Genomic DNA, 25,526 nt, shown 5'->3' on the forward strand with positions numbered 1-25,526 from the left:
CTTGTTACTCAAAAGCCTAGAGTTCAAACGAAGCGACGGGATTCAGGTGAAAGTGACAGAAATACCTGTGTTAAAGGAAGATGAACATTATTTCTTTATGTTGAATCAGCATTTGCAGATTTACTTAAAAGAGGTGTTTTCATCAAATAGCAGGGCAAAAGTGTATTCTTTCCGACAATATATGAAGCGCCGGATGAAATGGACTGATTATCAGGCTGTTTTTTATCAAGAGGTGTTAAAACACAACGCGTGATACGCCGTTTATTCCTGTGTGTCCCCTTTGCTATGCCGCGCGCAGGCGTACGAAGGGGCATGCAGGAATTTTTTTTGCGGGTATAGAATGAAACAAGGGATGTAGGAAGGTGAACACGGCATTTAGTAAGCGCTTTAAGCTGGAAAGGGTGAACGGCATGAAGATGATCAAAGGGTTGGCGGCAGGACTGATTTTTTTGCTTTTGTGTGCCTGCGGAGGACATCAGATTAAGGATCCGCTTAATTACCAGGTGGAGCCTTTTACTTTTAAAAACCAAGATGGCAAAAATGTTTCTTTAGACAGTTTAAAAGGAGAGGTTTGGCTCGCAGACTTTATTTTTACCAATTGTGAGACCGTATGTCCCCCGATGACAGCTCATATGACAGATCTTCAAAAGAAATTAAAGGCTGAGAATATAGATGTGCGCATTGTATCCTTCAGTGTTGATCCTGAGAATGATAACCCGGAGCAGCTGAAAAAATTTGCGGCAAATTATCCTTTATCTTTTGATAACTGGGATTTTCTAACGGGATACAGTCAAAGTGACATCGAGACGTTTGCGTTTGAGAGCTTTAAAGCGATCGTGAAGAAACCTGAAGGACAGGACCAGGTCATTCATCAATCTTCTTTTTATTTAGTAGGCCCTGACGGTAAAGTGCTGAAAGATTACAATGGAGTAGAAAATACACCATACGATGACATCATCGCTGATGTGAAAACAGCCAGCAAACTCAAGTAATCTCGAAGACAAGGCATTTTCAAATCTCCTAAAACATGATACACTTTCCACTAGTAGAATGGGGAGGAGCAACAAGATTGAAACTGCGCATTTTTGCACTCATGGCCAGTTTGATTTTGCTTCTTACTGCGTGTACTAGCTTACGTACAGCATCTGAGGGAAAACAAAAAGCCCATGAACTGAAAACGAAAGAGCACATTGTCATTGCCGCTGTCGGAGATTCGCTTACAGAAGGTGTCGGAGATCCCGAGGGCAAGGGATATGTTGGCAAGGTGGCGGACTCTATCCGGTCAAATGAGCAAGTCAAAAAGGTAGACGTTAAAAATTATGCCGTCAAAGGGAATCGTACAGAAGATTTGTTAGAGAAACTAAAAGATAAAAACGTTCAAAAAGGCATAAAAGATGCAGATTATGTCTTTTTAACAATTGGCGGTAACGATCTAATGAAGGTCCTTCGCCAAAACTTCCTGCAATTAACCGTCGAACCGTTCCAGGAAGAGGAAAAGCCGTACGAAAAGCGTTTTAAAAAAATCATTTCAGAGATCCGGGCGCTGAATAATCACGCAGAACTGATTTATGTCAGCATGTATAATCCGTTTACATTTACTCTATCTGAATTACAGGAAATTAACGGGGTAGTCACAGATTGGAACAACATTGCTAAAAAAGAGCTAAAAAAAGATAAACATGCAAAAATCATTAATATAGAAGACTTGTTCAATCAAAAAAGTGACAGTAAACGAATTTCTGAGGAAGATGATTTTCATCCTAATGGAACGGGTTATTCCTTAATAGCAAAACGGGTCAATCAAGCAATTGAAAAAGAAGGATTACCGAAAGAGTAGGGTGAAATCATGAATAACTGGAAACGACTGTTTTTTATATTGCTTGCAATCAATATTGTATTAGCAGTAGGGGTTGTGACGCTGCTCATGCTGCCGGGCAAGCAAGCTCAGGTAGAGGATACCTCTAAAAGCGAGTACGGATTTCAAGTGACCAGCACAAAAGAATCTTTAGCTGCTTTTGTCAACTCATATTTAAACGAGAAAGCGTCAAACAAGCTTGATTACAAAGTGGATATTGATGACGATGTCCATGTAGCGGGGAAAATCAAAGCATTTTCCACGTCAATTGACGCGTTTATCGCATTTGAGCCGACCGTGAAAAAGAATGGCGATGTCGAGCTGAATGTAACGAAATTTTCCTTAGGGAAATTGAGTATTCCTATTAGCTTTGTGTTAAATTATATGGACAGCTTCTATGAACTTCCATCCTTTGTGCATGTTCATCCCGGCGATAAAAGCATTGAGGTCCGTCTGTCTGAAATGCCATTAACGAACGGTATGTATGTTAAAGCAAATAAAATTAATTTAGAACAAGATGAAATTGAATTTTCCTATTACCATCCTAAACAATAGAGGTGACTGAAATGAAGCGGATTTACCAGTATTTCAGTTTGTTATCATTTACGTTTTCCCTTTACTTCGGCTGGCTTGCTTATCATCATCTGGCCGCTGAAGATATGGATCAAATGTACTTGAACATTTCGTACTGCGCATTGTTTCTGAGTGTGATGGTGTTTACATTTGGCATGAAAGACCGAAAAAAAACCGATAAATCGTGAAAAAAAGAGACATGCTGCATCGTCTCTTTTTTCATGCGGCTGGACGAAAATATAAGAGAACAAGGAGAAGAAATGAAAGCATACGATTTTACGAAGGGAAACGTACTGAGGCAGCTAATCCTATTTTCGATGCCTATTATGCTGGGAAATGCTCTGCAGGTTTCTTTTCAATTCATAGACAGTTTATGGGTCGGCAATTTGCTGGGGGCAAAAGCGCTTGGCGCGGCCGCGGTATCAAGCACAATTGTATTAACCGTGCTGTCTTTTATTTTGGGACTTAATAATGCGACCTTAACCATTTTGTCTCAGCAAAAAGGAAAAGATGATGAGAAAGGAATGGCGTCGTACATAAATGCCTTTGTCGTTTTATTGACAGGCTTAAGCATCGGGTTCGGCGCAGCTGGTTTTTTCTTGTCAGAACCATTGCTGCGTCTTCTGCAAACGCCGGAATCCATGATTCCACTTGCCGAGATCTATTTGCAGATTCAATTTATCGGCATACTGTTTTTGTTTGGTTATAACTTTATCAGTACGGTTCTTCGGGCGCTTGGTGACAGCAAAACACCGCTACGGTTCATCGCTTTTGCCGTTGTGCTGAATGCTGTGCTGGCACCGCTCTTTATTTCTGTTTTCCGCATGGGGATTGCGGGAGCAGCTTATTCAACTGTTTTGTCACAGGGGATTGCGTTTCTATACGGTTTGTTTTATGTCATCAAACATCAGCTAGTTCCGTTTTCTATGCCAAGAGCTCCTAAGTGGGAAGAGACTGCATTGATTCTGAAACTCGGTATTCCCGCCGGTCTGCAGATGATGGTGATTACAGGCGGAATGATGGCGATCATGAGTGTCGTCAACTCATATGGAGAACATGTGGTCTCTGGATTTGGCGCGGTGCAGCGGCTGGACAGCATCATCACACTTCCGGCTATGGCGGCCGGTACGGCGGTCAACAGCATGGCTGGGCAGAATATCGGACTCGGAAACTATAAAAGAGTGGAATTGATTGCAAAGCTTGGAGTGATATCTGTTATTTCATGCATGATCGTCATTGCTATTATCATTTGGATATTTGGAAAATACTTAATGAGGTTATTTATTAGTGAGCCTGACGCGGTAGCGTTTGGTGAACAATATTTGCGGTGGATTGCGTTTTTCTATCCGTTTATCGGTATTAATTTTGTGCTGAACGGAATTGTCAGAGCCGCTGGGGCCATGTTGCAGGTCTTGATTTTAAATTTAATTTCTTTCTGGGTTTTGAGATATCCTTTCACGGCTCTGTTTTCAGCTTGGCTTGGACAGAAAGGGATCGGTCTCGGAATCGGTATGAGTTTCTTATTCAGCAGCTGTGTGGCGTTTCTGTACTACAGATACGGCCGCTGGAAAACGATGAAATTGTTTACTGATAGATAAGAAAGGCGCTTCGAAAAGCACATACCCTGATAGAGGGTATGTGCTTTTTTTACCGTTTTTTATCAAGTTTGCTGAAAAGCTCGATTAATGTGGCAAGTTCAGTATCAGTATAACAGTCAAAGCGTTTAAAGAAATATTCAGTTTTTTTCTCATTGAAATGCTGAACGATTTTTTCACCTGCTTCAGTGATGTGGATGCGGATGATCCGCCGGTCTTCCTTCGATCTGATTCTCGTAATCCATTCCTTTTCTACCAGCGCGTCAGTCACTGCTGTAATGTGGCTTGCTGATACTTCCAAAATGGGCGCAAATTCAGTCACTTTCTTAGGTCCCTGTTCACTTAAAATGCGCAAAATGGTAAATTCATTCCGCGACAGCTCTTTATCTAGAATGTCATTGATTTCATTGCGTATTTGTTTAAAAACTTTACGGAGTAAAGTTTCCATATCATACATCATTTGTGTTCTTACTTTCAAATTTGTGAACCCCCATTACATAATTGCTAATACTCAAAACCTATAGAATTTTATTGAAAAGCAGAATCATTTTCATTCTATTTTTACATGCTATAATATAATAATACCACGTATTAACAAAGGAGGCACCAGTATGTCTGAAAAAAAAGAACTCGCCACATTTGCAGGCGGCTGTTTTTGGTGTATGGTCAAACCTTTTGACGAACAGCCGGGAATCGAAAAAGTGGTGTCCGGGTATACAGGCGGCCATACTGAAAACCCTACCTATGAAGAAGTATGCAGCGAAACAACAGGGCATCGTGAAGCCGTACAAATCACGTTTGAGCCAGATGTCTTCCCTTATGAAAAGCTATTAGAGCTGTTCTGGCAGCAAATTGATCCGACAGATGCAGGCGGCCAGTTCGCTGATCGCGGCAGCTCTTACCGTGCAGCGATTTTTTATCATACTGAAAAACAAAAGGAGCTTGCTGAAGCATCAAAACAGCGGCTGTCGGAAAGCGGCATTTTTAAAGATCCTATCGTGACAGACATTTTAAAGGCTGAACCATTCTATGAAGCGGAAGATTACCATCAGCATTTTTATAAAAAGAATCCAGGGCATTATCAGCGTTACCGGACAGGCTCCGGAAGATCTGGATTTATCAGTGAGCATTGGGGGGCGAAATAAATGACGCTAAATAAAGAAGAAAGAATAAAATCATTAAACCGTATGCAATACGAGGTCACACAAAATAACGGAACGGAGCCGCCGTTTCAAAATGAGTATTGGGATCATAAGGAAGAAGGGCTTTATGTTGACATAGTGTCAGGAAAGCCTTTGTTTACGTCCAAGGATAAATTTGATTCCCATTGCGGCTGGCCAAGCTTTACAAAGCCGATTGAGGAAGAAGAAGTGGAAGAAAAACAGGATACGAGCCACGGAATGATTCGAACAGAAGTCAGAAGCCGAACAGCCGATTCCCATCTGGGACATGTATTTAATGACGGACCTGGGCCAAGCGGGCTCCGTTACTGCATCAATTCTGCGGCGCTGCGGTTTATTCCTAAGGGTAAGCTCAAAGAAGAGGGATATGAAAACTATCTGCACCTATTTGACAAATAAAGTGCAAGCAAAAACAAGCCTGTCTAATCGATAGACAGGCTTGTTTTATGCTTTTTTTCTATATGCAGATCTTTGATAATTTGGGCAACTCCGTCTTTTGTGATAACATCTCCCAGTACAATTGAAAGCCGCCGATCCTCCGCATACTTTTGACTCCTTATCATACTGTTTACAGTCGTCTTTGCTGAATACAAGGAATAAGCCCGCTCCGCCAGTGACTAAAACTTCTGGTTTATATTCTTATCTCTACCATGCATCATAGGTTCAACTTTTTAATCGAGTAATGAAAGCAACCAATAAGACAAAAATGCAGGGAATTTTTAAGAGAAGTTGAAGAGATGGGCTTAATCTAACTAAATAAACAGTGTACTAAATATTCTTATTATCTTTTTTCGCGCCTGATAAACAGGTCCCATTTCATCTTCTCACGTCGATATAAAAAAGCGTTCTTTTGAGTCAGAAACACTGCGTAAAAAAGGTTCAATTGCCTCACTATTTACCAACTTCATATATTTTACAATAAGAAAGAAGGTTTAAATAAGGGGGCTGAAAAATGAAGTATCCAAAAACCATTCTGTTTAGTGCTGCTGCGTGTTTGTTGCTTAGCCTATCTGCAAATTCGGTATCGGCTCATCATGCTGATGAAGTGAATCATTTCAAAGTGACGGCAAAGGGAGAGACTGAGCCGGTTGCTTCCGGAGATGACGCTGCAGATGATCCGTCCATTTGGGTTGATGCAAAGCATCCGGAAAAAAGCAAATTGATAACGACAAACAAGAAGTCCGGGTTAGTCGTGTATGATTTGGATGGCAAACAGATCAATTCTTACGAGTTTGGCAAGTTGAATAATGTCGATCTGCGCTATGATTTTCCCCTCAATGGCAAACAGATTGACATTGTCGCTGCTTCAAACCGGACAGAAGGAAAAAATTCGATTGAAGTTTACGCCATTGATGGGGAAAAAGGTGAATTGAAAAGCATCACAGATCCGAAACATCCCATTTCCACTGATATGTCTGAGGTTTACGGTTTCAGCCTGTATCACAGCCAAAAAACAGGGGCATTTTATGCGTTGGTGTCGGGAAAACAAGGAGAGTTCGAGCAATATGAAATGGCCGACAATGGAAAGGGATATGTAACAGGGAAAAAAGTGCGGCAATTTAAATTACATTCTCAAACTGAAGGTCTCGTCGCAGATGATGAGTACGGAAATCTTTATATAGCGGAGGAAGACACAGCAATTTGGAAATTTAATGCTGAACCATCTGGAGGATCGCAGGGCAAAGTCATTGATCGTGCGGATGGAAAGCATTTGACAGCTGATATTGAGGGACTGACCATCTATTATGCGCCGGACGGAAAAGGTTATCTCATCGCCTCAAGTCAAGGCAATAACAGCTATGCGGTGTATGAAAGGCAGGGAGGCAATCGGTATATTGCCAACTTTGAAGTTAAGGATGGCGAGAAAATAGACGGGACGAGTGATACTGACGGTATTGATGTTCTTGGTTTCGGGCTGGGGCCAAAATATCCGTATGGCCTTTTTGTAGCGCAGGACGGAGAAAATATAGAAAATGGACAAGCTGTCAATCAAAATTTCAAAATTGTATCATGGGAACAGATTTCTCAGCATCTTGGCGGAAAACCTGACCTGAATAAACAGGTGAATCCAAGACAGCTGAAGGACAGATCTGATGATTAAAGAAGCAGCCTATTATGCTGCTTTTTTATGTTCACGAAAAAATCGTTCATATGAAATGAACGATTTTTCAAGAAAGCGCCAGATGAATGGCTTTCAGTTTTTCGGGAAGCTCATCAAATGTATGAGCAGGAACCGTCTCTTTATAATTTAACGCCGCAGCTTTGTCTCGTTCCTCAGGATGATTGATATAGAAAGCGGCTTTTTCCTTAAAGTCGGTGATGCTGTGATAAGAAATAAAGGATGAAAAAGGATGTGCCGCGGGGAGATCCACTAGTTGAAATGCTTCGCATGCAGCGATATCAAAGGTGCGGTTATTAAAGCTTGCATTTTTAATGCGGCTTTTATTTTTGTTGAACGTAAAATGATACGGTCGATGTGGATTGATCACGATGTCTGCCCCGTTATAATAATGAACCGCCTGTTCAGGCGGAACCCATGTGCTGACTACATCTATATGCGGCTGTTTGAGTACCTTTTTAGGCAGGTATTTTCTCCATTCCTTTCCGATGACCCGAACGGTGTACGGGAGATATGCCGCTTCTTTCACAAGCTGAACCCGATTAGGGTAAGGATAGCCGATGATAAGCAATTGCGAATGAAAGGAATGTTCGGTGTCCATTTTTTTAAACAGCCGATGATTAACAGGAATCGGAACATAGTAGATATGCTGATAACCTAGCTCCTGATAGCAGAGAGCAGCATTTTGATCAATTGTTAAAACCGCGTCAGCGTACTTTATCACCTGAAGACTGATATCAATATAAAATGGGTCTTCTGTCAGCCAAACATATACGGGGATACCCTTACCCTTTAACCAGGTCAGCCAGTCGTGAGGAACGTGATCTCCAACCATCATGAGTGCGAAGTCCGGCTGAAACGTTTCAATGCTTGACAGCGCTTCTGTGTCTGGTGTATCTGCAGACATGAATTCTGTCTGAGCGCGCCGAAAGCAATCTTCAGCCCAGCGGTCAAAATAACTGTATATTCCTCCATATCCCGACTGGATATATAAAACGTTCATCAGAGGCTATGAGAAGAATGTAACGCTTTCTACTTTATCTACATCAATCAATGTTGTCGCTTGACCTGGCGGAGTTACAGAGCTTTCCTGTGTGACAAATACGATGCCGTGAACTTGATCAAAAGCAACAAAGACAACCGGTCCGATCATGTCACCGGAATCTGTCACAATGCTGATGGTGGTGCCAGGTGTAATTCTTGCAAAAATCCATCTTGCAGGCAGGGAAGGATCTAAAACAGATTCGGCAGTAACCGTTTCGCTTTCGTCCACTTTATTATCAATAGCGGCTTCAAGTAATTCTTTAAGGTTATTATCCATGTTTTCTCCTCCTTCTGTTGCATTTGTAAATAAAGGGCTTAAAAGGCTTTTAATAATATCCTTTTTTAACTGCGCATTTTCACTGCTCAACACACACACCTCCTATAAATTATTGAACTCACGTTTAATCATATTCTTTTGATTGGCAATTGGTATGAGTCGAATGCCGTACCTGATTTATTTTTCATATATTTAAGCAAAATGCTGATTTTTTTCTATGGATGGACAATGCCTATACCGCAATTGACAGCATGTTCATATTGTGAAACAGAGCATAAGGATAAAGGAGAGGGATTGTTTGGAGTTAGAAAACAAAGTGAACCGAGAAGAAAATGAAGACGATTTGCATTTGATTCTGCTTTTACTGATTCTGCTTATACGTCAAACAGCTTCAGACGGAAATCCATCTGATCTCAGACGCCAGCTTGTATTTGCTAAAGAGCTTGGTGTGCCAGTTTCAACAGTTAATCTGATCAATGGAGATACGCTTCAAAATGTTATCGTTAAAGAAGTCCTGAGTGATTTGGTTATTTTTCAGAACCCGTTAAATCAAACGAGATCAAATGTTGCCCTCTCAAGTATTGTAAGCTGGGGTTCTTTTTAAATGATGACAGAGGCTCTGCTTGCTGCGGAGCCGTTTTCATGTGTGACAATAGGAGGCTTGGAGAGATGGGGGACAAAGTTTCCATTATTTTAACGAGTTATAACAAACCTGATTATCTGCAAATGGCGATTGAGAGTGTCATCAATCAAACTCATAGCAATTGGGAGCTTTTTGTCATGGATGACCATTCAAATGAGGAAACGAATGCGGTGATTTACAAGTACCTTTATGACCACCGCATTCACTATAAAAACAGCTTCGTCCATCCTCAAAATCGATTAAAAACAACCCGTTATGCCACACTAATTAATGACGCACTACCCTATGCAACCGGCGACTATATTTCTTATCTCACCGATGATACCGTTTATCATCCAAATCGGCTGAGCCGTATGGTGCAGACATTTTTGTGTCATCCTGAAGCACAGGCAGTCTATTCCAAACAAAAAGTTGTTCATGTAAACGAAAGAGGAGAGGAAATGTCCCATTTTTACAGAAATGCCAATACGGTGCTTGATCAGGCCGCTTTTCAAGTCGACCATTGCTCTGTTATGCATCGCCGATTGCTGCTTGATCGAATCAAAAATAAATATGGAAGCTATTGGGATGATGATATGAAGCATTGGAATCACGGCGACTCAATTTTTTGGCTAAGAGTAAACACATTTGCCCCGTTCCTGCCGATAAATGAAGTATTAGATACAACGTATAAGACCCCGAATTCCTTTCAAAACGCTTATCAGTTTCTGCCCGCCGATTTGATTGACGGCACGTTTGTAAAAGGATCTGATCAACATGTGTATTTTCTAGATCAAGGTGTACGTCATCCTGTGGGAGAGAGATGGAGTTCAGTGTATCTAGATCGGACAGTTATTATCCCCGATCCGTATTTATTTCAATATCATATGGGAAAATGTTTAAACATTCCGAATTATGTTTTGGTAAAAGAAGCTGACCGGCCTGCAGTATTTTACATTGACGCCGGAGAAAAAAGACGGATAGAAAGTCAGCATGCTTTTCAATTTTATCAATTTAAAAGAAAAGATATTTTGACGATTGAAAAAGAAGTGCTCGAGGGCCTGCCGGAAGGACCGCCTATCACGCGGGAGAGATCTGGGGTAATCGCCAATCCGCCTGGACGAAGGCTGTATTTTATAGAACGAGAGCGGTTTCTATTTCTACATGGTGTTTTTCATCCAATCAGCGAGCAAGTGGTGAGGAAATTCTTTTTACAGCAGAAACCAATACCCGCTTCTTTCCGGAATATTCAACAATTTCCAATTGGAAAGCCGTTTTATCCGGTGTACGATGAGATTATAAAGAATTTAAATATTGCAATCGAGTAAATGTATAGGTCATAAAAAGGAGATATTCATGACAGGATATTTTTCAAAAACGGAGCATCAATATCTATCGTTAACGTCTCAATCGAAGTTGTTTGATCATTACAGTGTATATAAAGATCCCAATCTGCCGCAAATTTTTTCTCATAATTTTGTACAGCTTCATGATACGTTTCCATTGGAGCGTATACCGGACTTTTTGCCGTTCATACCGAAGCTGCTTGATGCGAATTATATCCATTTAAAAGCGTCTCCTCAGCATGTTTTTCCGCTCGTTTTGAAGCAGTCGCTTGTGAAAAGCGGTTTTGTGGTTGAAGATGAGCTGTTATACAGCATGAAGCTTGGAGACTGGAAGGGACAGACGGGACATCCTTTCACGGCATGGGGGACGGCAAAGAGTCTTAGTGACGGTTCTTCTATCATGAAAATTTATGACTCGCTTTATATAGGAGAGGCAATTGCAGAACAAAAATTAGAGAGAAAATATCCTTTTTACAAAGAGGGTACGATATTGCTTGTCGTTTGTTACAGCGATTCATCACAGAACATTCCGATTGGCTGCGGGGAACTTTTTATTGATTCGCAAGAGAAAACGGCTAAAATTGAAGAGGTGGCGATTTTGGATCAGTTTCAAAGAAGGGGCTACGGCAGTATTCTTGTGGGTGAGATGCTGTCCATTGCCAAATCTTTAGGAATGGACGATGCTTATTTAGTGGCCTCAAATTCTGACGGCGTCACTCATTTTTATGAAAAGCTCAAGTTTCAAAAATATGAGCGGGTGCACACTGTTTTTCATTATTTCCTTACATAGATGGGCATTTGCACAGACCGTTTGGGACTTGGCCCGCATACAATGCCGTATATCGTGATAAGAAAGGATGAAAAACAATATGCATGGATATCAGGGGTACGGTTACGGAGGATTTGGCTGCGGGACAAATACATTTGTATTAATTGTTGTCTTGTTCATTTTATTAATTATAGTCGGAGCCGCTTTTATTTGCTAGATGATGACATATCATAAGGGCCTTTCGGAATTCGGAAGGGCTCTTTTTTTTGTGCGAAAAAGTTTTATAGGGAACGTCATGCCGCTATTTAAACACTCATACAATATAGAAAAGGTGTTTTTGAGGTGGAAGCATGAGCAGTTATTTAATTAAGCCAGAGCTTAGTGCGGAATATCCGATTGTCAGTCATGCAAAGGGCACATATGTGTATGATCAGAACGGAAAAAAATATCTTGACGGCTCATCTGGTGCGGTGACATGCAATATCGGCCACGGGGTAGATGAAGTAACTGAGCAGCTGAAAGAACAGCTTGATAAGGTGTCTTTTGCTTACCGCTCGCAGTTTACGAGTGAGCCGGCTGAGCAATTAGCTGCTTTACTGTCCGAGCAGCTGCCGGGAGACTTGAATTGGTCTTTTTTTGTCAATAGCGGATCAGAAGCCATCGAAACGGCAATGAAAATCGCCATTCAATATTGGCAGGAAAAAAAGCAGACACAGAAATCCATCTTTCTCTCAAGATGGAGCAGTTACCACGGAATAACTTTGGGAGCGCTTTCATTATCGGGATTTTATGAACGAAGGTACCGGTTCACACATTTGCTTGAGCGTTATCCCGCTCTCTCAGCTCCGCATATATATCGGCTGAATCAAGAGGCAAAAAAAGATTTTGTTCAAACGGCCGCGGAGGAGCTAGAAACCGCTATAAAAAGAATCGGAAGTCAGTTTATTGCGGGCTTTGTGGCAGAACCTATTATTGGAGCCGCGGGAGCAGCGATTACTCCTCCTTCTGGATATTATGAGAGATTGAAAGAGGTGTGCCGCTCACACGGTGTGCTGTTTATTGCGGATGAAGTGATGACAGGGCTCGGGAGAACTGGAAGGATGCTTGCGACAGAGCATTGGCATACCGTTCCTGATATCGCTGTGCTTGGAAAGGGACTCGGTGCCGGGTACGCGCCTATTGCAGCTGCAGTTATATCTGATACGATCCTCCGAACGATCAAACAAGGATCGGGTGTTATTATGAGCGGTCACACCTACAGTGCTCATCCCTATTCAGCCAAAGCCGCTCTTGAGGTTTTGCGTTATGTTATCAGACACGGCTTGATCAAGCAGTCTGAAGAAAAGGGCTTCAAGCTGAAAAAGAAACTGGAAGAGATGATGCATCGGAGCGGCATCATTGGGGATGTCCGCGGCAAAGGACTGCTTTTAGGCGTTGAATTTGTGGCTGATAAAAAGACAAAGCGAGTGTTTCCGCAAGATCGGTCGATGACCCAGCGTATCATCAGCGAAGCAAAAAAACGCGGGCTCATTGTCTATCCTGCCAAGGCTGGAATCGACAGCGGGGAAGGAGATGCCGTAATCATCGCTCCTCCATTCACAATATCAGACGAAGAGATGGAAGAGCTTATATCAACTTTTTCGGAAACAGTTGCAGAAGTTGAAAAAAACTGAAAAGGGATTGAAATCAATATGTCACCATTTCAAAAAACAATCAGCATTGAATCGGCAATTGCAGACGTGTGTGATGGGTCGGTCCTTATGTTTGGCGGCTTCGGTGGAGTCGGCTCTCCGCCTTCTTTGATTGAAGCGATATTGGACAGCGGTGTAAAAGAATTAACTGTCATTTGCAATGATGCCGGATTCCCGGGAATTGGGATTGGACCGCTTATTGTCAATAAGAGAGTCAAGACGCTGATTGCATCACATATCGGTTCAAATCCTGTAGCCGGAAAACAGATGACAGACGGCATATTAGAGGTTCGATTTTCGCCTCAGGGCACGCTCGCAGAACGGATTCGCGCCGGTGGATCCGGTCTTGGCGGCATTTTGACCGATATCGGCATTGATAATCAAATGGTTTGTGAGAAAAAAGAGATTGTGTCTGTAGCGGGGAAGCAATACTTGGTTGAAGAAGCGCTGACGGCTGATTTTGCCTTCATCAATGCCTGCATTGCAGATGAATTCGGCAACTTAACGTATGACAAAACAGCGCGCAACATGAATCCGCTTATGGCAATGGCCGCCAAAAGAACCTTTGCCGAGGCTGAGACGATTGTGCCGATGGGAAATATGGCAGAAGAAATGATTGTAACGCCCGGGGTTTTTGTTGAGGGGGTTGTGAGAAGTGAAGGGGTGAGGTGGAAATGGGCTTGGGAGTAACAGAAAGAGAGCAGATCGCCAGACGGGCTGCTTCTGAAATCAAGCCAGGCATGATCGTGAATCTTGGTATCGGCATCCCTTCCTTGGTGCCGAACTTTTTGCCGACTGATATGCAGGTTATGCTGCAGGCGGAAAACGGTGTACTCGGAATTGGCGAAAGTCCCGAAAAAGGGAATGAGGATGAAAATTTATGCAACGCTGCGGGATTCCCTGTCCGTGCTGTAAAGGGAGCATCTTACTTTGATACAACAATGTCCTTTGCCATGATCAGAAGAGGCATGATTGACATTACGATTTTAGGCGCCCTGCAGGTAAGCCAGTCGGGAGACCTTGCGAATTGGCTTGTACCCGGTAAAAAGGTGCCAGGCATGGGCGGTGCGATGGAGCTCGCCCAAAAAGCGAAAAAAGTGGTTGTCGTCATGAGCCACACTGATCAAAAAGGGAGGCCCAAATTAACAGAAGCCTGCACCCTTCCGTTAACAGCAGCAGGCTGTGTAGATATGATCATTACTGAAAAAGCAGTTCTTACAGTTGGCCGGCACCATTTTATTTTAAAAGAACTGATGAATGGCTCAACAATTGACGAGGTGATCGGGTTGACCGACGCTGAAATAATAGTGGATATGCCTTTTTCTTAATAAGGGGGAGTGATGATGCAGGACATTGAAAGAAAAGTAATCGAATGGCTAGATCAGAATTCAGCCAAAGCCATTCGTCTTTTGAAAAGGCTGGTTGGAGAAAAAAGCACACTCGGCAAGGAATTTAACGCGCAGGCAGTAGTCCTTGAAAAGCTCCGGCAATTTCATATGGACATTGATGTGTGGGAGCCGAGCCTAAAGCAATTAAAACAGCATCCCTATTTTATATCAGACCGGACGGACTTTCATGAGAGCCCGAACATTGTCGCTAAAAAAGCGGGAGAGGGCGGGGGACGATCTCTAATATTAAACGGGCATATCGATGTTGTGCCAGAAGGAAATTTGAAGGAATGGAAGTATGAACCGTTTCAAGCTGCTGAAGTTAATGGTAAAATTTACGGCCGCGGCTCCACTGATATGAAGGGAGGCAATACGGCCCTTCTATTTGCATTAGAAGCTCTGCACGCCTGCGATGTCAAACTGAAAGGCGATGTATTGTTTCAGAGTGTTATAGATGAAGAGTGCGGCGGCGCCGGAACACTTTCTGCCATTATGAGAGGCTATCGTGCGGATGGGGCGTTAATTCCGGAACCGACCAATATGAAGCTTTTTATTAAACAGCAGGGCTCGATGTGGTTTCGGATCACGGTTAAAGGGTTAGCGGCACACGGAGGTACACGCTATGAAGGTGTCAGCGCCATTGAAAAAAGCATGCATGTCATTACAGCCATTCAAGAGCTTGAAAAAGTCCGCAACGCAAGAATCTCTGACCCGCTGTATGATCATATTCCAATCCCGGTTCCAATCAATATTGGCACCATCTCAGGCGGAACATGGCCGTCCTCGGTAGCAGACCGCGTCGTCATAGAAGGAAGATGCGGAATTGCTCCTCATGAAAAGCCTGAAGCCGTAAAAATTGAATTGGAAAACTGGCTGAAAGATTTACAATACCATGATGAATGGTTTAAACGCCATCCAATTCAAGTGGAATGGTTCGGGGCTCAATGGCTGCCGAATGATTTGCCGAATGACCATCCTTTACTATCAGTCTTGCAATCAGCCTATCAAAAAATGAAACAAACAGAGCCGATCATCGAAGCGTCGCCTTGGGGAACAGACGGCGGCCTATTGTATCATGCGGGAGATACTCCTGTTATCGTTTTTGGACCGGGAGAGACGAAAACGGCACATCAGGCAAATGAGTATATCGAGGTTGAAGCCATGTTAGAATCAGCTAAAATTATAGCTCTTTTTGTGATGAATTGGTGCGGGCTTCATACAGACGGGGAGGATGCTGATGATCAAAACGGTAAAAAATAACGGTGTCACGGCTGTCATAGACAATGACCGCTTTAATAAACGAATTAGAGTCATTCGTTATGAAGGCGCTATTCATGAAGCCTTGACTGATATTATGACAGCGGCTGAAGAGGAGGGTGCCGAAAAAATCATCGTGTACACCAAACAGCATGACGAGGCGGAGCTGGCTAAACAATTGTTTACGCCAGAGGGCTTTCTCGAAGGCTACTATCTCGGCCATCGCGCTTCCGTCATGGTCCGTTATCTCACAGAAAAACGAAGACAAACAGATACCTATTTAACCGAGCAGGAAATGATAGAGCTATTATATAAAACGAAGCCTCAGCCACAAATCGAAATCAGGTCTCCTTTTACAATGAGAAAAGCAGAAACAAACGATATGTATCAGTTATCTATGCTGTATAAAAAAGTATTCCGCACGTATCCGGCACCTGTGTTTGATCCCGCCTATATTGAAAAGACAATGAATGAGCATACGCTTTATTATGTCATGCTTGAAGATGACCGTCTGATCGGCGCGGCAAGCGCAGATATCAATCCTGAGCTGGGTCATGCCGAAATGACAGACTGCGCCGTGCTTCCGGATTATCGGGGCCGTTCGCTGACTAGTATTTTAATAGATGTATTAGAAAAGGAAATGATAAAGCAAGATATCTATCAAGTATTTTCACTCGCCCGCGCTGCGTCTTTCGGAATGAATGCTGTCCTGTATCATTCCGGGTATCAGTATGGCGGAAGGCTGATCAATAATTGTTATATAGGAGAAGGGCTCGAGAATATGAATATCTGGTGCAAGCGCCTGTAAGTCAAAAAGAAATGTACGAGGAGGAATTTCATTTGACACACAAATGGTATAAACCGAAACGGCATTGGAAGGAGATAGAGCTATGGAAGGATGTTCCGGAAGAAAAATGGAATGATTGGCTGTGGCAGCTGACCCATACTGTAAGAACCTTAGATGACTTGAAAAAAGTGATTAACCTGACCGAAGAAGAAGAAGAAGGCGTCAGAATTTCTACCAAAACGATCCCCTTGAATATCACACCCTACTATGCTTCCTTAATGGATCCCGACAACCCGAGATGCCCGATACGAATGCAGTCTGTGCCACTCTCTGAAGAGATGCACAAAACAAAATACGACCAGGAAGACCCGCTTCATGAGGATGAAGACTCTCCGGTACCCGGTCTGACACACCGTTATCCCGACCGAGTCCTGTTCCTTGTCACGAACCAATGCTCCATGTATTGCCGCTACTGCACAAGGAGGCGTTTTTCCGGTCAAATCGGAATGGGTGTCCCTAAAAAGCAGCTTGATGCCGCGATCGCCTACATTCGGGAGACACCCGAGATCAGGGACTGCCTGATTTCAGGCGGGGACGGGTTGCTGATCAATGATCAAATTTTAGAATACATTTTAAAAGAGCTGCGCAGTATTCCGCATCTGGAAATTATCAGAATCGGTACAAGAGCGCCTGTCGTTTTTCCCCAGCGAATCACCGATCAACTGTGCGATATTTTAAAGAAATATCATCCGGTTTGGCTGAACACCCATTTCAACACAAGCATCGAAATGACGGAGGAATCCGTTGAGGCTTGCGAAAAGCTGGTGAACGCAGGGGTGCCGGTCGGAAATCAGGCCGTCGTGTTAGCAGGCATTAATGATTCGGTAACAATTATGAAAAAGCTTATGCATGACTTGGTGAAAATCAGAGTCCGTCCCTATTATATATATCAATGTGATCTGTCAGAAGGCATCGGACATTTTAGAGCTCCAGTTTCAAAAGGGCTGGAGATTATTGAAGGGCTGCGAGGTCATACTTCAGGTTACGCGGTTCCTACCTTTGTCGTTGACGCACCAGGCGGCGGGGGGAAGATCGCCCTGCAGCCAAACTATGTTTTGTCGCAAAGCCCTGACAAAATCATCTTGAGAAATTTTGAAGGAGTCATTACCTCTTATCCGGAACCCGAAAATTATATCCCTAACCAGGCTGACGCCTATTTTGAGTCTGTTTTTCCTGAAACCGCTGACAAAAAAGAACCAATTGGACTGAGTGCCATTTTTGCTGACAAAGAGATTTCTTTTACACCGGATAATGTGGTCAGAATCAAAAGGAGAGAAGCATATACAGCGAATCCGGGGCATGAAACATTAAAGGACCGGCGGGAGAAAAGAGACCAGTTAAAGAAAAAGAAATTTTTAGCCCAGCAGAAAAAAGAAAAAGAGGTAGAAAGCGGAGGAGATTCTTCATGAAGTCATGCGAATGGTGCGGCGAGCCTGAGGCGCTGCCTGGCACGAATACAGTTTATTGGGAGCTTCCTGACGGCACAAGAGCCATAGAGCTGACAAACACCCCCGCGATGATTTGTTCTTCCTGCGGAATGGCCTACCAAGAGGATTCGACGATAAAGGATATTGAGGATCAGCTGTTTTTAATCAACACAAAAAAACTCCCTGAAAGTCTGACCTATCAACAGCTCATGGAAACCGAAAGGATATTAAAACGCAACTATTTTGATTTCTCCTGAATGATGTTTCGTTATTCTTTTGTTGTAATTTTACACTTGCACTGTATAATAGAACAACAAAAGACAGACACCAGGAGGGGAAACCCATGAAATCCTTTTATCACTATTTATTGAAATACAGACATCCGAAGCCGCAGGACAGCATCAGCGAGTTTGCCAATCAGGCGTATGAGGATCACAGCTTCCCAAAAACATCAACCGATTATCATGAAATCAGTTCCTATTTGGAGCTGAATGTTGATTATCTGGACACGATGGCGACGTTTGATGAAGCTTGGGAAAAATACGAGGCCGAGGTGCACGGCAAATAACCGCATGTTTGAATCCGCAGAGCCACTGCGGATTTTTTTCTGCACATACATATACCATAATTGGATATTTCCTATGGTTTTCATGCCCATGCGAATTGGTGAAACCCAGCATACGATAGCGTATCAGAAATGTTGCGGCGAGGGGGAGACACCATGAAGCAAAATAAACCGAAATTCCAAGTAGGGGATATCGTAGTCGTCATTATGTATGGGACAGTCGGCACAATTACAAAAGTACACCAAATCGATAAGCACTATCTTTATGAAGTAAACCACAATGAAGTCTTATATTTTGAATCATCCATTCAATTATATAAAGATTATGAAGGCGTCATTGTCGATATGGAAAAACTTGATATTGAATATGAATTCCTCATTGGAGATGTCGTTTATGTAAAAGATTATGGAAAAGAACTCTTTCGCATTATCGGCCACAGAACCGAAATTTGGAGGTATTTGGAAGATGGCTGGGAAGATATTATTTATGAGCTAACTCGTTTAAAGGATGGAGAGTGGCTTGAAACGGAGGAAGAGGATCTCACGCTGGTTCTTAGAAAGTATGAAATGGACCAGTTTGTGCATCAGCTTTTGTTTGTCCACTATGTCGGAGAAACTGCCCATGAGATCGGCGAAGATATTGTACCGTCTGCTCTTCTTCAGTTTGAAGGCGAAGATGAAGATCAAGATACCCTGCGCATCCTGGCTGTATCAATTGTTGATGAGCTTTTGGATATTTACAACGACTACAAAATTCTGTACGAAATGTTTAAAGATGAAGAGTATAAAGATATGATGATGTTTGTGCTGGAAAGTTTAAAAGAACATTTCAGTTAGTTTGTGAACAAGCGGATGATGACATATAAAAAATAAGGCAGACAGCCCCACATCATGACATGTGTCATACCTCTGAGCGTTTTTTCCATCACCATATCGAATCTTTCTCCGTCCAGTGCTTCCATCATTTTAGCGATCATAAGTCAGCCTCCTATGGCTTGTTTATTTTATTCAATGTATATGAATAAAAGAATTGTTTAGAACACCGGGTATAATTCATCCCGTTTTTTCATAAAACATAAAAAAGGAGGCGGTACGGTTATGAAAGAAATAGATCTTGTGATTGACACGGAAGAAATCGCTGAATTTTTTTACAGAGAGCTTGCAAGACGGGGCTACATACCGAGTGAAGATGAGCTGTTTGAAATCGCCGATATTACCTTTGATTATCTGATAGAAAAATGTATGATAGATGAAGAGCTGGATGAAGATTGTTAAGGCTTGAAACCGGAGCGGCCAGCTCCGGTTTTTTATTCGGCTGATATGAATGTTAAGAACTAAAGGAGGGAAAATCTTGTACAAGCCAGTCAGTCTGTTTCTTCTCTTTCTTTTTTTAGCCGCGCTTATTCATACAACTGCTGTACAATCAGCAGATGAAATGATCAGTAAGGCAGCCGCAACTATCCGTCAGCCTTGGCTGAATGATGTGATGATTTGGATGACTCATCTTGGTGCTACTTCCTTTTTACTGCCTCTTATCATAGTCATTGGGGCAGGGCTGTTTTTTTACAGAAGAATCTGGGCCGGTCTTTTGATGCTTTTCATATTCGGTGCGGATCGTCTGTTAAACAAAATATTAAAAGAGTGGATCGAACGGGCAAGGCCCGATTTTGAACCGCTCGTTCATGAGTCGTCCTTCAGCTTTCCGAGCGGCCACTCCATGAACGCTGCTTGTGTTTATCCTGTAATTGCCTACTTTTTAGTGAAACACCTCCCGTTTTTGTCAAAGCATAAAAAAGCGGTATACATAATCGCCGGTACTGTGGTTATTTTGGTTGGTGCCAGCAGAGTCTACCTCGGCGTGCATTTTTTAACTGACGTTTTAGGAGGCTTTAGTCTCGGCCTGCTGCTGTTTTTCCTCATGAAAGGTTTTGACGAAAAGTTTCATTCGTTTCGACAAAAGTAGAGAGAGGAAAAAGAGGGCGAAACGCCAATATGTTATAGAAATAAAAGGGAGGGATCTTGATGATGTTATCCGTGTTTAAAAAGAAGTCTTGTTCTTACGATGTGACAATATTTCAAACACCCCGGTTTGGTGAAAAAAAAGGCTACAGAGCCGTCTATCGAACTGAACTGAACGGGAGCAATCATCAAGACGTGCTAAAAAGAGCATTCTCTCTGTTTAATGTATTCGATACTGTTCCAAGTGATTATGATGCGAGATTTATGGCCACAGGGGATGTGATTTTGATTGATGAAGGCAGAAAAGGGAAAACCTATTATCAACTGCTTCCCGCCGGATGGAGGAAAATCAATCGTCTGATTGTGCAAACAACATAACGAAAGAAAACTGCGGACATCCGCAGTTTTCTGTTTTTTAAGGTTTTCGTTTGGCCGCAGAATACTCTTTTTCGTGCGCCTCTTCAGCCGCGATAACGTCTTTAGCAGGTATGTGATTGTTCTTTTTTTGTCCGGTAATTCGGTTGCGCTGTTTTTTACCCATGTTTCATCCCTCCTTTTGCCGTTAGGTTCTCATATCAGCAGCGCAATTATCCCGATTTTCTCTAATGGCGCCTAAAAATACCCCGGATCATTTTCTTTTTTCGGAACATTCCTTTATAATCAATGCTGAAGTTTGTCTCATCATGACATCCGTTGTAAAATGAACGGACTGCTTGTTAATTTTGGTTATAGGAGGATATGAGATGAGTGTACATATCGGTGCGGAAAAAGGACAAATTGCAGATACGGTGCTTTTGCCGGGAGACCCTCTCAGAGCAAAATTTATCGCTGAAACGTATCTTGAAAATGTGGAATGTTATAATGAAGTCAGAGGCATGTATGGATTTACAGGTACATATAAAGGCAAAAAAATCTCTGTGCAGGGCACGGGCATGGGTGTTCCGTCCATTTCAATTTACGTCAATGAATTAATTCAAAGCTATGATGTGCAAAATTTAATAAGAGTAGGCTCTTGCGGCGCCATCCGTAAAGATGTCAAAGTGCGTGACGTCATTTTGGCTATGACTTCTTCTACTGATTCACAAATGAACAGAGTCGCTTTTGGAAGTATCGATTTCGCGCCTAACGCAGATTTCGAGCTTTTGAAAAATGCCTATGACGCCGCTAAGGATAAAGGCGTACCGGTGACGGTAGGCAGTGTATTTACTGCTGACCAGTTCTACAATGACGATTCTCAAATTGAAAAGCTTGCCAACTACGGTGTGCTCGGCGTAGAGATGGAAACAACCGCTTTGTATACATTGGCAGCGAAGCATGGAAGAAAAGCGCTGTCGATCCTGACCGTGAGCGATCACGTATTAACAGGAGAAGAAACAACGGCGGAAGAGCGTCAAACCACTTTTCATGATATGATAGAAGTAGCTTTACATTCTGTATCACAATAAAATAAACCAAGAGGCGTGCTGGGTGCCGGCAGCCTCTTCTTTATGGATACGGAAACGATTGATAAAAGGAAGGTAATGTGATGATGAAAAAGCCCGGTAAATGGTTTTCACTGGCAGCCGCTTTGAGTGTGACGGCAATTGTCGGAGCCGGCTGCAGCATGTCAAACGGAGATGCTCAAAAGGATACGAAAACCACCGCAGAATCAAAACAGACAGAAGAAAAAACAGCTGACAGCAAAAAAACAAATACGCAGGACAGTGAGTTCTTATTGGAAAGCAAGTTTTTCAATAACATTAAAAAAGTGGACGGTTTGGAAACCATTCAAAATCCGAAAAATATCCTCGCCCTTGTCAATAAGCAATACGCACTGCCAGGAGACTATGAACCTAGCGATCTAGTTATCCCTGATGTCGAGTTTTCTTTTGAAGAAAAAATTCAAAAGCGATACATCAGAAAAGAAGCAGCAGACGCATTAAAAACGATGTTTGACGCCGCGAAAAAGGATGGCTATGAGCTGGCAGCCGTGTCAGGATACCGCTCGTATGACAGACAGCAGGCTATCTTTAAAAATGAAGTTAGCCTAAAAGGGGAAAAGAAAGCAAGAGAAGCAGTCGCATATCCTGGTGAAAGCGAGCATCAAACAGGGCTTGCAATGGATATTTCCAGCCGAAGCAATGGTTTTGAGCTAAATGAAGCGTTCGGCAGCACCGAAGACGGAAAATGGGTGCAGAACAATGCATATAAATACGGTTTTATCATTCGCTACCCTAAAAACAAAGAAGACATCACAAAGTACGAATACGAACCATGGCACTTGCGTTATGTAGGCAAAAAGGCTGCAAAGGTCATCCATGATCATGACTTAACGTTAGAAGAATACTTTGAAAAAGTGAAGAAGATATAAAATAAAAAACCCGCTTATCATTGGATAAGCGGGTTTTTCCATTAAAAAAAGAATAAACCGGCGAGCGCCACACCTGCAATCAACCCAAGGCCAATACCGTACGCGGCTCCATATCCATAGCCGTAGCCGCCCCAATATCCATAGCCAAATCCGCCTCTGGGGCCACCTGAAGTAACTGGAGCAATAAAGACTTTACTGTTGGTGACCCTTGTAATTCTGCCCACGTGGACTCTGCCGTTTCTTTCTGTAATTCTAGCAACTTTTCCTTGATGCTGGCGGCAAAGATGATAGTATTTTTCCAATACAATTCCCTCCTAATCCGTCTTTCTATCAGCTTATGAAAGATAGATAAAAAAGGTTGGACGAAAAGAGGGGGGGATGCGCCGTTTTACTTGTATGCGATAAAGATACAATGACCCATATACTCGCTGTATGCCTGCATGAGGTCATAGTGGGACTGAAGCGTATCGTAGTAGATAGGATCAATTGCATGCGATACATCCATTTCTGTAGTCGGTTCAAATTCCATATCTTCCGGCAAAAGGGTAATCGTTTCTGTTTTCTGAAATCCATGGGAACGAATCGATTCCATCCACTCCAATTCGTCATAAAGCTTTGTAAAACCGTAAAAGTCCATCATTTGCTTTTTTTCGCGCGGAGGCATCGGTTTTTTGAGCGCCGCTTCAATACCGATCAGCATTCCGCCCGGCTTCAATACTCTATTAAATTCTTGAAGGGAGGATGTCACATGGGAAAAACTGAGGACGGATTCGGACAGGACGCAGGAAAAGACCGCTGAAGAAAACGGGAGACGTTCCAGCTCTCCAAGATATGCAGGGATCGCCAGCCCTTCATTTGCAAATCTTTTTTTGGCCTTCTCAAGCATGACAGGGTCTTTATCAATGACTGTGACAGGATAAAGCAAATATCCTAAATAAGCCGCAGTTTGCCCCGTTCCGCATCCGGCATCAAGAATCGGCTGGTCAGGCGGAGGCGCGGCTTTTTGCAATACGGCTTTTGAAAAAGCAAGCCCGCCTGGATGTGCACCAGAGACACCGAATAAGGACAGCATTTCTAAATATCGGCTCAAAATAGTATCCTCCTTTTTCGTTATTATATGTCGTGAAAAGGCATAGGTTTATGAAACGCTAAAGAAGGGCACTATCTCTATATTTTCTGCTCCGAGTTGACGAATAGGAAATCGTCCATGATAATAATGTAAGAAGAAAAAGGTGGTGTTTAATTGAAACGGCAATTGAAACTGTTTTTTGTTGTGCTGATCACTGCGGTTGTCGCTTCGGCGCTGACTTTATTTATTACGGGCAATTCAAGCATTCTGGGCCAGAAATCAACAAGCACAGGAGACAGTAAGTTCGATAAATTAAATAAAGCGTATGAGCAAATCAAAAGTGATTATTACAAGGAAACAAATGATGACAAATTAGTAGATGGAGCAATTAAAGGAATGATTGAGTCTCTGGACGACCCTTACTCTACATATATGGATCAAGAGGAAGGGAAATCATTCGAAGAAAGCATTTCTGCATCCTTTGAAGGAATAGGAGCGCAAGTAGAGGAAAAAGACGGTGAAATCCTTATTGTTGCGCCAATCAAAGGATCACCTGCTGAAAAAGCCGGCGTCAAACCGAAGGATCAAATCCTGAAAGTAAACGGTAAAAGCGTAAAAGGCATGAATGTAAATGAAGCTGTCGCTTTAATCCGCGGCAAAAAGGGAACAAAAGTGAAACTTGACCTGAACAGAGCGGGAGTGGGAGAAATTGATCTTTCCATTCAGCGCGATACGATTCCTGTTGAGACTGTCTATTCTGAGATGAAAGACAACAGCATCGGTGAGATCCAAATCACTTCTTTCTCAGAAACAACTGCTAAAGAGCTGACAAATGCGATTGACAGTTTAGAGAAAAAAGGTGCCAAAGGCTATATTTTAGACTTGAGGGGCAACCCGGGCGGATTAATGGACCAGGCGATTACAATGAGCAATCTGTTTATTGATAAAGGGAAAAATATTATGCAGGTTGAGTACAAAAACGGCTCAAAAGAAGTCATGAAAGCAGAAAAAGAACGAAAAGTCACCAAGCCGACTGTCGTTTTAGTAAATGACGGAACAGCGAGCGCTGCAGAAATCATGGCCGCTGCCCTTCATGAATCATCAGGCATTCCGTTAATTGGAGAAACCACATTCGGAAAAGGCACAGTGCAAACCGCAAAAGAGTATGAGGATGGTTCAACAGTCAAACTGACAATGGCCAAATGGCTGACTGCTGACGGTGAATGGATCCATAAAAAAGGCATCAAACCGCAAGTGAAAGAAGAGCTTCCTGATTACGCCAAGCTCCCATATTTGGATGCTGATAAAACGTACAAATCGGGCAATACAGGCACGGAAGTCAAAGTCGCTCAGCAAATGCTGAAAGCACTTGGCTATCAGGTAAAGGTAAACAGTGCGTATGATCAAGATTTTGTATCAGTCATCAAACAGTTCCAGAAAAAAGAGAATCTGAAAGAAACAGGCGTGCTGACTGGCGATACTACAACAAAACTAATGACAGAACTTCAACAAAAGCTGTCAAATAATGATACGCAAATGAAAAAAGCAATTGAAACGCTGAAAAAAGAAATGTAAAAAGCCATACGCGGCTA

Annotated in this window: 36 protein-coding genes; 28 read left to right on the forward strand and 8 right to left on the reverse strand. The window is 42.6% G+C overall.

The features are described from left to right. The first annotated feature begins 1 nt into the window (after nucleotide 1). The 6 genes from V6D42_RS04385 (at nucleotide 2) to V6D42_RS04410 (ending at nucleotide 4,026) form a co-directional block, all read left to right on the forward strand. Nucleotides 2–253 (forward strand): DUF2535 family protein, encoded by a 252-nt coding sequence (locus tag V6D42_RS04385; protein ID WP_333512467.1) that lies wholly within the window; start codon nucleotides 2–4, stop codon nucleotides 251–253. A 157-nt stretch (nucleotides 254–410) separates the two neighbouring features. Continuing rightward, the gene (locus tag V6D42_RS04390) at nucleotides 411–992 is read left to right on the forward strand and encodes an SCO family protein (RefSeq protein ID WP_326227340.1); all 582 of its coding nucleotides are present in this window, start codon (nucleotides 411–413) and stop codon (nucleotides 990–992) included. Nucleotides 993–1,069: 77 nt separating this feature from the next. Beyond that, nucleotides 1,070–1,837: an SGNH/GDSL hydrolase family protein gene (locus tag V6D42_RS04395; protein ID WP_333512468.1), complete on the forward strand. Its 768-nt coding sequence runs from the start codon at nucleotides 1,070–1,072 to the stop codon at nucleotides 1,835–1,837. A gap of 9 nt (nucleotides 1,838–1,846) precedes the next feature. After that, a complete protein-coding gene (locus tag V6D42_RS04400; RefSeq protein WP_326193552.1) occupies nucleotides 1,847–2,410 on the forward strand; it encodes a YpmS family protein in 564 nt (187 codons plus the stop codon). Between the two features lie 11 nt (nucleotides 2,411–2,421). Next, nucleotides 2,422–2,616, forward strand: a complete 195-nt coding sequence (ypmT, locus tag V6D42_RS04405; protein WP_044155479.1) for a protein YpmT — start codon at nucleotides 2,422–2,424, stop codon at nucleotides 2,614–2,616. 72 nt (nucleotides 2,617–2,688) lie between these two features. After that, entirely contained in the window at nucleotides 2,689–4,026 is a 1,338-nt protein-coding gene (locus V6D42_RS04410) for an MATE family efflux transporter (protein WP_333512469.1), read from the forward strand. A gap of 49 nt (nucleotides 4,027–4,075) precedes the next feature. Here the strand turns inward: V6D42_RS04410 and V6D42_RS04415 are convergent, their stop codons facing one another. Beyond that, a complete protein-coding gene (locus V6D42_RS04415; protein WP_024121778.1) occupies nucleotides 4,076–4,501 on the reverse strand; it encodes a MarR family transcriptional regulator in 426 nt (141 codons plus the stop codon). A 133-nt stretch (nucleotides 4,502–4,634) separates the two neighbouring features. Here V6D42_RS04415 and msrA point away from each other — a divergent pair, with 133 nt between their 5' ends. Continuing rightward, nucleotides 4,635–5,168, forward strand: a complete 534-nt coding sequence (gene msrA / locus V6D42_RS04420; protein WP_333512470.1) for a peptide-methionine (S)-S-oxide reductase MsrA — start codon at nucleotides 4,635–4,637, stop codon at nucleotides 5,166–5,168. Then, nucleotides 5,169–5,603, forward strand: coding sequence for a peptide-methionine (R)-S-oxide reductase MsrB (msrB, locus tag V6D42_RS04425; RefSeq protein ID WP_333512471.1), 435 nt, complete (start codon nucleotides 5,169–5,171; stop codon nucleotides 5,601–5,603). 23 nt (nucleotides 5,604–5,626) lie between these two features. Here the strand turns inward: msrB and V6D42_RS04430 are convergent, their stop codons facing one another. Then, nucleotides 5,627–5,797, reverse strand: a complete 171-nt coding sequence (locus V6D42_RS04430; protein WP_333512472.1) for a hypothetical protein — start codon at nucleotides 5,795–5,797, stop codon at nucleotides 5,627–5,629. 359 nt (nucleotides 5,798–6,156) lie between these two features. On the opposite strand from V6D42_RS04430, the gene V6D42_RS04435 reads away from it, so the two are divergent. Next, the gene (locus tag V6D42_RS04435) at nucleotides 6,157–7,305 is read left to right on the forward strand and encodes a phytase (RefSeq protein WP_333512473.1); all 1,149 of its coding nucleotides are present in this window, start codon (nucleotides 6,157–6,159) and stop codon (nucleotides 7,303–7,305) included. A gap of 67 nt (nucleotides 7,306–7,372) precedes the next feature. Here V6D42_RS04435 and V6D42_RS04440 read toward each other — a convergent pair whose 3' ends face one another. Together V6D42_RS04440 and cgeA are read right to left on the reverse strand one after the other, a co-directional pair. Next, on the reverse strand, nucleotides 7,373–8,326 hold the full coding sequence (locus tag V6D42_RS04440; RefSeq protein ID WP_229147174.1) for a CgeB family protein: 954 nt from the start codon (nucleotides 8,324–8,326) through the stop codon (nucleotides 7,373–7,375). A 6-nt stretch (nucleotides 8,327–8,332) separates the two neighbouring features. Continuing rightward, nucleotides 8,333–8,734 carry a spore crust protein CgeA gene (cgeA, locus tag V6D42_RS04445; protein ID WP_229147179.1) on the reverse strand — a complete coding sequence of 134 codons (402 nt, stop codon included), beginning with the start codon at nucleotides 8,732–8,734 and terminating at the stop codon, nucleotides 8,333–8,335. Nucleotides 8,735–8,942: 208 nt separating this feature from the next. On the opposite strand from cgeA, the gene cgeC reads away from it, so the two are divergent. From cgeC to V6D42_RS04510, 13 genes are all read left to right on the forward strand, one after another. Then, nucleotides 8,943–9,248 (forward strand): spore maturation protein CgeC, encoded by a 306-nt coding sequence (gene cgeC / locus V6D42_RS04450; RefSeq protein WP_229147180.1) that lies wholly within the window; start codon nucleotides 8,943–8,945, stop codon nucleotides 9,246–9,248. A 65-nt stretch (nucleotides 9,249–9,313) separates the two neighbouring features. Next, nucleotides 9,314–10,594, forward strand: a complete 1,281-nt coding sequence (locus V6D42_RS04455; protein ID WP_333512474.1) for a glycosyltransferase family 2 protein — start codon at nucleotides 9,314–9,316, stop codon at nucleotides 10,592–10,594. Between the two features lie 28 nt (nucleotides 10,595–10,622). Continuing rightward, nucleotides 10,623–11,402: a GNAT family N-acetyltransferase gene (locus V6D42_RS04460; protein WP_333512475.1), complete on the forward strand. Its 780-nt coding sequence runs from the start codon at nucleotides 10,623–10,625 to the stop codon at nucleotides 11,400–11,402. Between the two features lie 79 nt (nucleotides 11,403–11,481). Next, a complete protein-coding gene (locus V6D42_RS04465) occupies nucleotides 11,482–11,598 on the forward strand; it encodes a YjcZ family sporulation protein (RefSeq protein ID WP_010334627.1) in 117 nt (38 codons plus the stop codon). A 133-nt stretch (nucleotides 11,599–11,731) separates the two neighbouring features. Further along, nucleotides 11,732–13,054: an aspartate aminotransferase family protein gene (locus V6D42_RS04470; protein WP_333512476.1), complete on the forward strand. Its 1,323-nt coding sequence runs from the start codon at nucleotides 11,732–11,734 to the stop codon at nucleotides 13,052–13,054. 18 nt (nucleotides 13,055–13,072) lie between these two features. After that, a complete protein-coding gene (locus V6D42_RS04475) occupies nucleotides 13,073–13,762 on the forward strand; it encodes a CoA transferase subunit A (protein WP_333512477.1) in 690 nt (229 codons plus the stop codon). Continuing rightward, on the forward strand, nucleotides 13,747–14,400 hold the full coding sequence (locus V6D42_RS04480; protein WP_333512478.1) for a 3-oxoacid CoA-transferase subunit B: 654 nt from the start codon (nucleotides 13,747–13,749) through the stop codon (nucleotides 14,398–14,400). The genes V6D42_RS04475 and V6D42_RS04480 overlap by 16 nt, the downstream gene beginning before the upstream one ends. 9 nt (nucleotides 14,401–14,409) lie before the next feature. Then, nucleotides 14,410–15,720 carry a peptidase gene (locus V6D42_RS04485; RefSeq protein ID WP_333512479.1) on the forward strand — a complete coding sequence of 437 codons (1,311 nt, stop codon included), beginning with the start codon at nucleotides 14,410–14,412 and terminating at the stop codon, nucleotides 15,718–15,720. After that, nucleotides 15,698–16,525 (forward strand): putative beta-lysine N-acetyltransferase, encoded by an 828-nt coding sequence (gene ablB / locus V6D42_RS04490; protein WP_333512480.1) that lies wholly within the window; start codon nucleotides 15,698–15,700, stop codon nucleotides 16,523–16,525. Before V6D42_RS04485 ends, ablB begins: the two co-directional genes overlap by 23 nt. A gap of 32 nt (nucleotides 16,526–16,557) precedes the next feature. After that, on the forward strand, nucleotides 16,558–17,973 hold the full coding sequence (gene ablA, locus V6D42_RS04495) for a lysine 2,3-aminomutase (RefSeq protein ID WP_333512481.1): 1,416 nt from the start codon (nucleotides 16,558–16,560) through the stop codon (nucleotides 17,971–17,973). After that, a complete protein-coding gene (locus V6D42_RS04500; protein ID WP_268448818.1) occupies nucleotides 17,970–18,248 on the forward strand; it encodes a YokU family protein in 279 nt (92 codons plus the stop codon). The genes ablA and V6D42_RS04500 overlap by 4 nt, the downstream gene beginning before the upstream one ends. Nucleotides 18,249–18,334: 86 nt before the next feature. After that, on the forward strand, nucleotides 18,335–18,559 hold the full coding sequence (locus tag V6D42_RS04505) for a YozE family protein (protein ID WP_010334616.1): 225 nt from the start codon (nucleotides 18,335–18,337) through the stop codon (nucleotides 18,557–18,559). A 153-nt stretch (nucleotides 18,560–18,712) separates the two neighbouring features. Further along, nucleotides 18,713–19,393: a hypothetical protein gene (locus tag V6D42_RS04510; RefSeq protein ID WP_010334614.1), complete on the forward strand. Its 681-nt coding sequence runs from the start codon at nucleotides 18,713–18,715 to the stop codon at nucleotides 19,391–19,393. Here V6D42_RS04510 and V6D42_RS04515 read toward each other — a convergent pair. Continuing rightward, nucleotides 19,390–19,533: a hypothetical protein gene (locus V6D42_RS04515; protein ID WP_010334613.1), complete on the reverse strand. Its 144-nt coding sequence runs from the start codon at nucleotides 19,531–19,533 to the stop codon at nucleotides 19,390–19,392. The genes V6D42_RS04510 and V6D42_RS04515 overlap by 4 nt on opposite strands. Before the next feature lie 121 nt (nucleotides 19,534–19,654). Here V6D42_RS04515 and V6D42_RS04520 point away from each other — a divergent pair, with 121 nt between their 5' ends. The 3 genes from V6D42_RS04520 (at nucleotide 19,655) to yodL (ending at nucleotide 20,893) form a co-directional block, all read left to right on the forward strand. Then, nucleotides 19,655–19,831, forward strand: a complete 177-nt coding sequence (locus tag V6D42_RS04520; RefSeq protein ID WP_010334612.1) for a YozD family protein — start codon at nucleotides 19,655–19,657, stop codon at nucleotides 19,829–19,831. A gap of 76 nt (nucleotides 19,832–19,907) precedes the next feature. After that, on the forward strand, nucleotides 19,908–20,519 hold the full coding sequence (locus tag V6D42_RS04525; RefSeq protein WP_333512482.1) for a phosphatase PAP2 family protein: 612 nt from the start codon (nucleotides 19,908–19,910) through the stop codon (nucleotides 20,517–20,519). A 59-nt stretch (nucleotides 20,520–20,578) separates the two neighbouring features. Next, nucleotides 20,579–20,893 carry a shape determination protein YodL gene (yodL, locus tag V6D42_RS04530; protein WP_333512483.1) on the forward strand — a complete coding sequence of 105 codons (315 nt, stop codon included), beginning with the start codon at nucleotides 20,579–20,581 and terminating at the stop codon, nucleotides 20,891–20,893. 37 nt (nucleotides 20,894–20,930) lie between these two features. On the opposite strand, the gene V6D42_RS04535 is transcribed toward yodL, so the two are convergent. Further along, nucleotides 20,931–21,056, reverse strand: a complete 126-nt coding sequence (locus V6D42_RS04535) for a hypothetical protein (protein WP_003241588.1) — start codon at nucleotides 21,054–21,056, stop codon at nucleotides 20,931–20,933. Between the two features lie 202 nt (nucleotides 21,057–21,258). Between V6D42_RS04535 and deoD the strand changes: the two genes are divergently transcribed. After that, nucleotides 21,259–21,960, forward strand: coding sequence for a purine-nucleoside phosphorylase (deoD, locus tag V6D42_RS04540; RefSeq protein ID WP_010334610.1), 702 nt, complete (start codon nucleotides 21,259–21,261; stop codon nucleotides 21,958–21,960). A gap of 83 nt (nucleotides 21,961–22,043) precedes the next feature. Then, nucleotides 22,044–22,865: a M15 family metallopeptidase gene (locus tag V6D42_RS04545; RefSeq protein ID WP_268446093.1), complete on the forward strand. Its 822-nt coding sequence runs from the start codon at nucleotides 22,044–22,046 to the stop codon at nucleotides 22,863–22,865. 41 nt (nucleotides 22,866–22,906) lie between these two features. On the opposite strand, the gene V6D42_RS04550 is transcribed toward V6D42_RS04545, so the two are convergent. Together V6D42_RS04550 and V6D42_RS04555 are read right to left on the reverse strand one after the other, a co-directional pair. Further along, entirely contained in the window at nucleotides 22,907–23,167 is a 261-nt protein-coding gene (locus V6D42_RS04550; RefSeq protein ID WP_229147209.1) for a hypothetical protein, read from the reverse strand. Between the two features lie 86 nt (nucleotides 23,168–23,253). After that, the gene (locus tag V6D42_RS04555; protein ID WP_333512484.1) at nucleotides 23,254–23,955 is read right to left on the reverse strand and encodes a class I SAM-dependent methyltransferase; all 702 of its coding nucleotides are present in this window, start codon (nucleotides 23,953–23,955) and stop codon (nucleotides 23,254–23,256) included. Nucleotides 23,956–24,108: 153 nt separating this feature from the next. Between V6D42_RS04555 and ctpA the strand changes: the two genes are divergently transcribed. Then, nucleotides 24,109–25,509 (forward strand): carboxy-terminal processing protease CtpA, encoded by a 1,401-nt coding sequence (gene ctpA / locus V6D42_RS04560; protein WP_333512485.1) that lies wholly within the window; start codon nucleotides 24,109–24,111, stop codon nucleotides 25,507–25,509. Nucleotides 25,510–25,526 lie beyond the last annotated feature (17 nt).

Origin of the sequence: Bacillus sp. 0909A (genome assembly GCF_036765115.1) — a bacterium.
GTDB classification, from domain to species: Bacteria; Bacillota; Bacilli; order Bacillales; family Bacillaceae; genus Bacillus; species Bacillus mojavensis.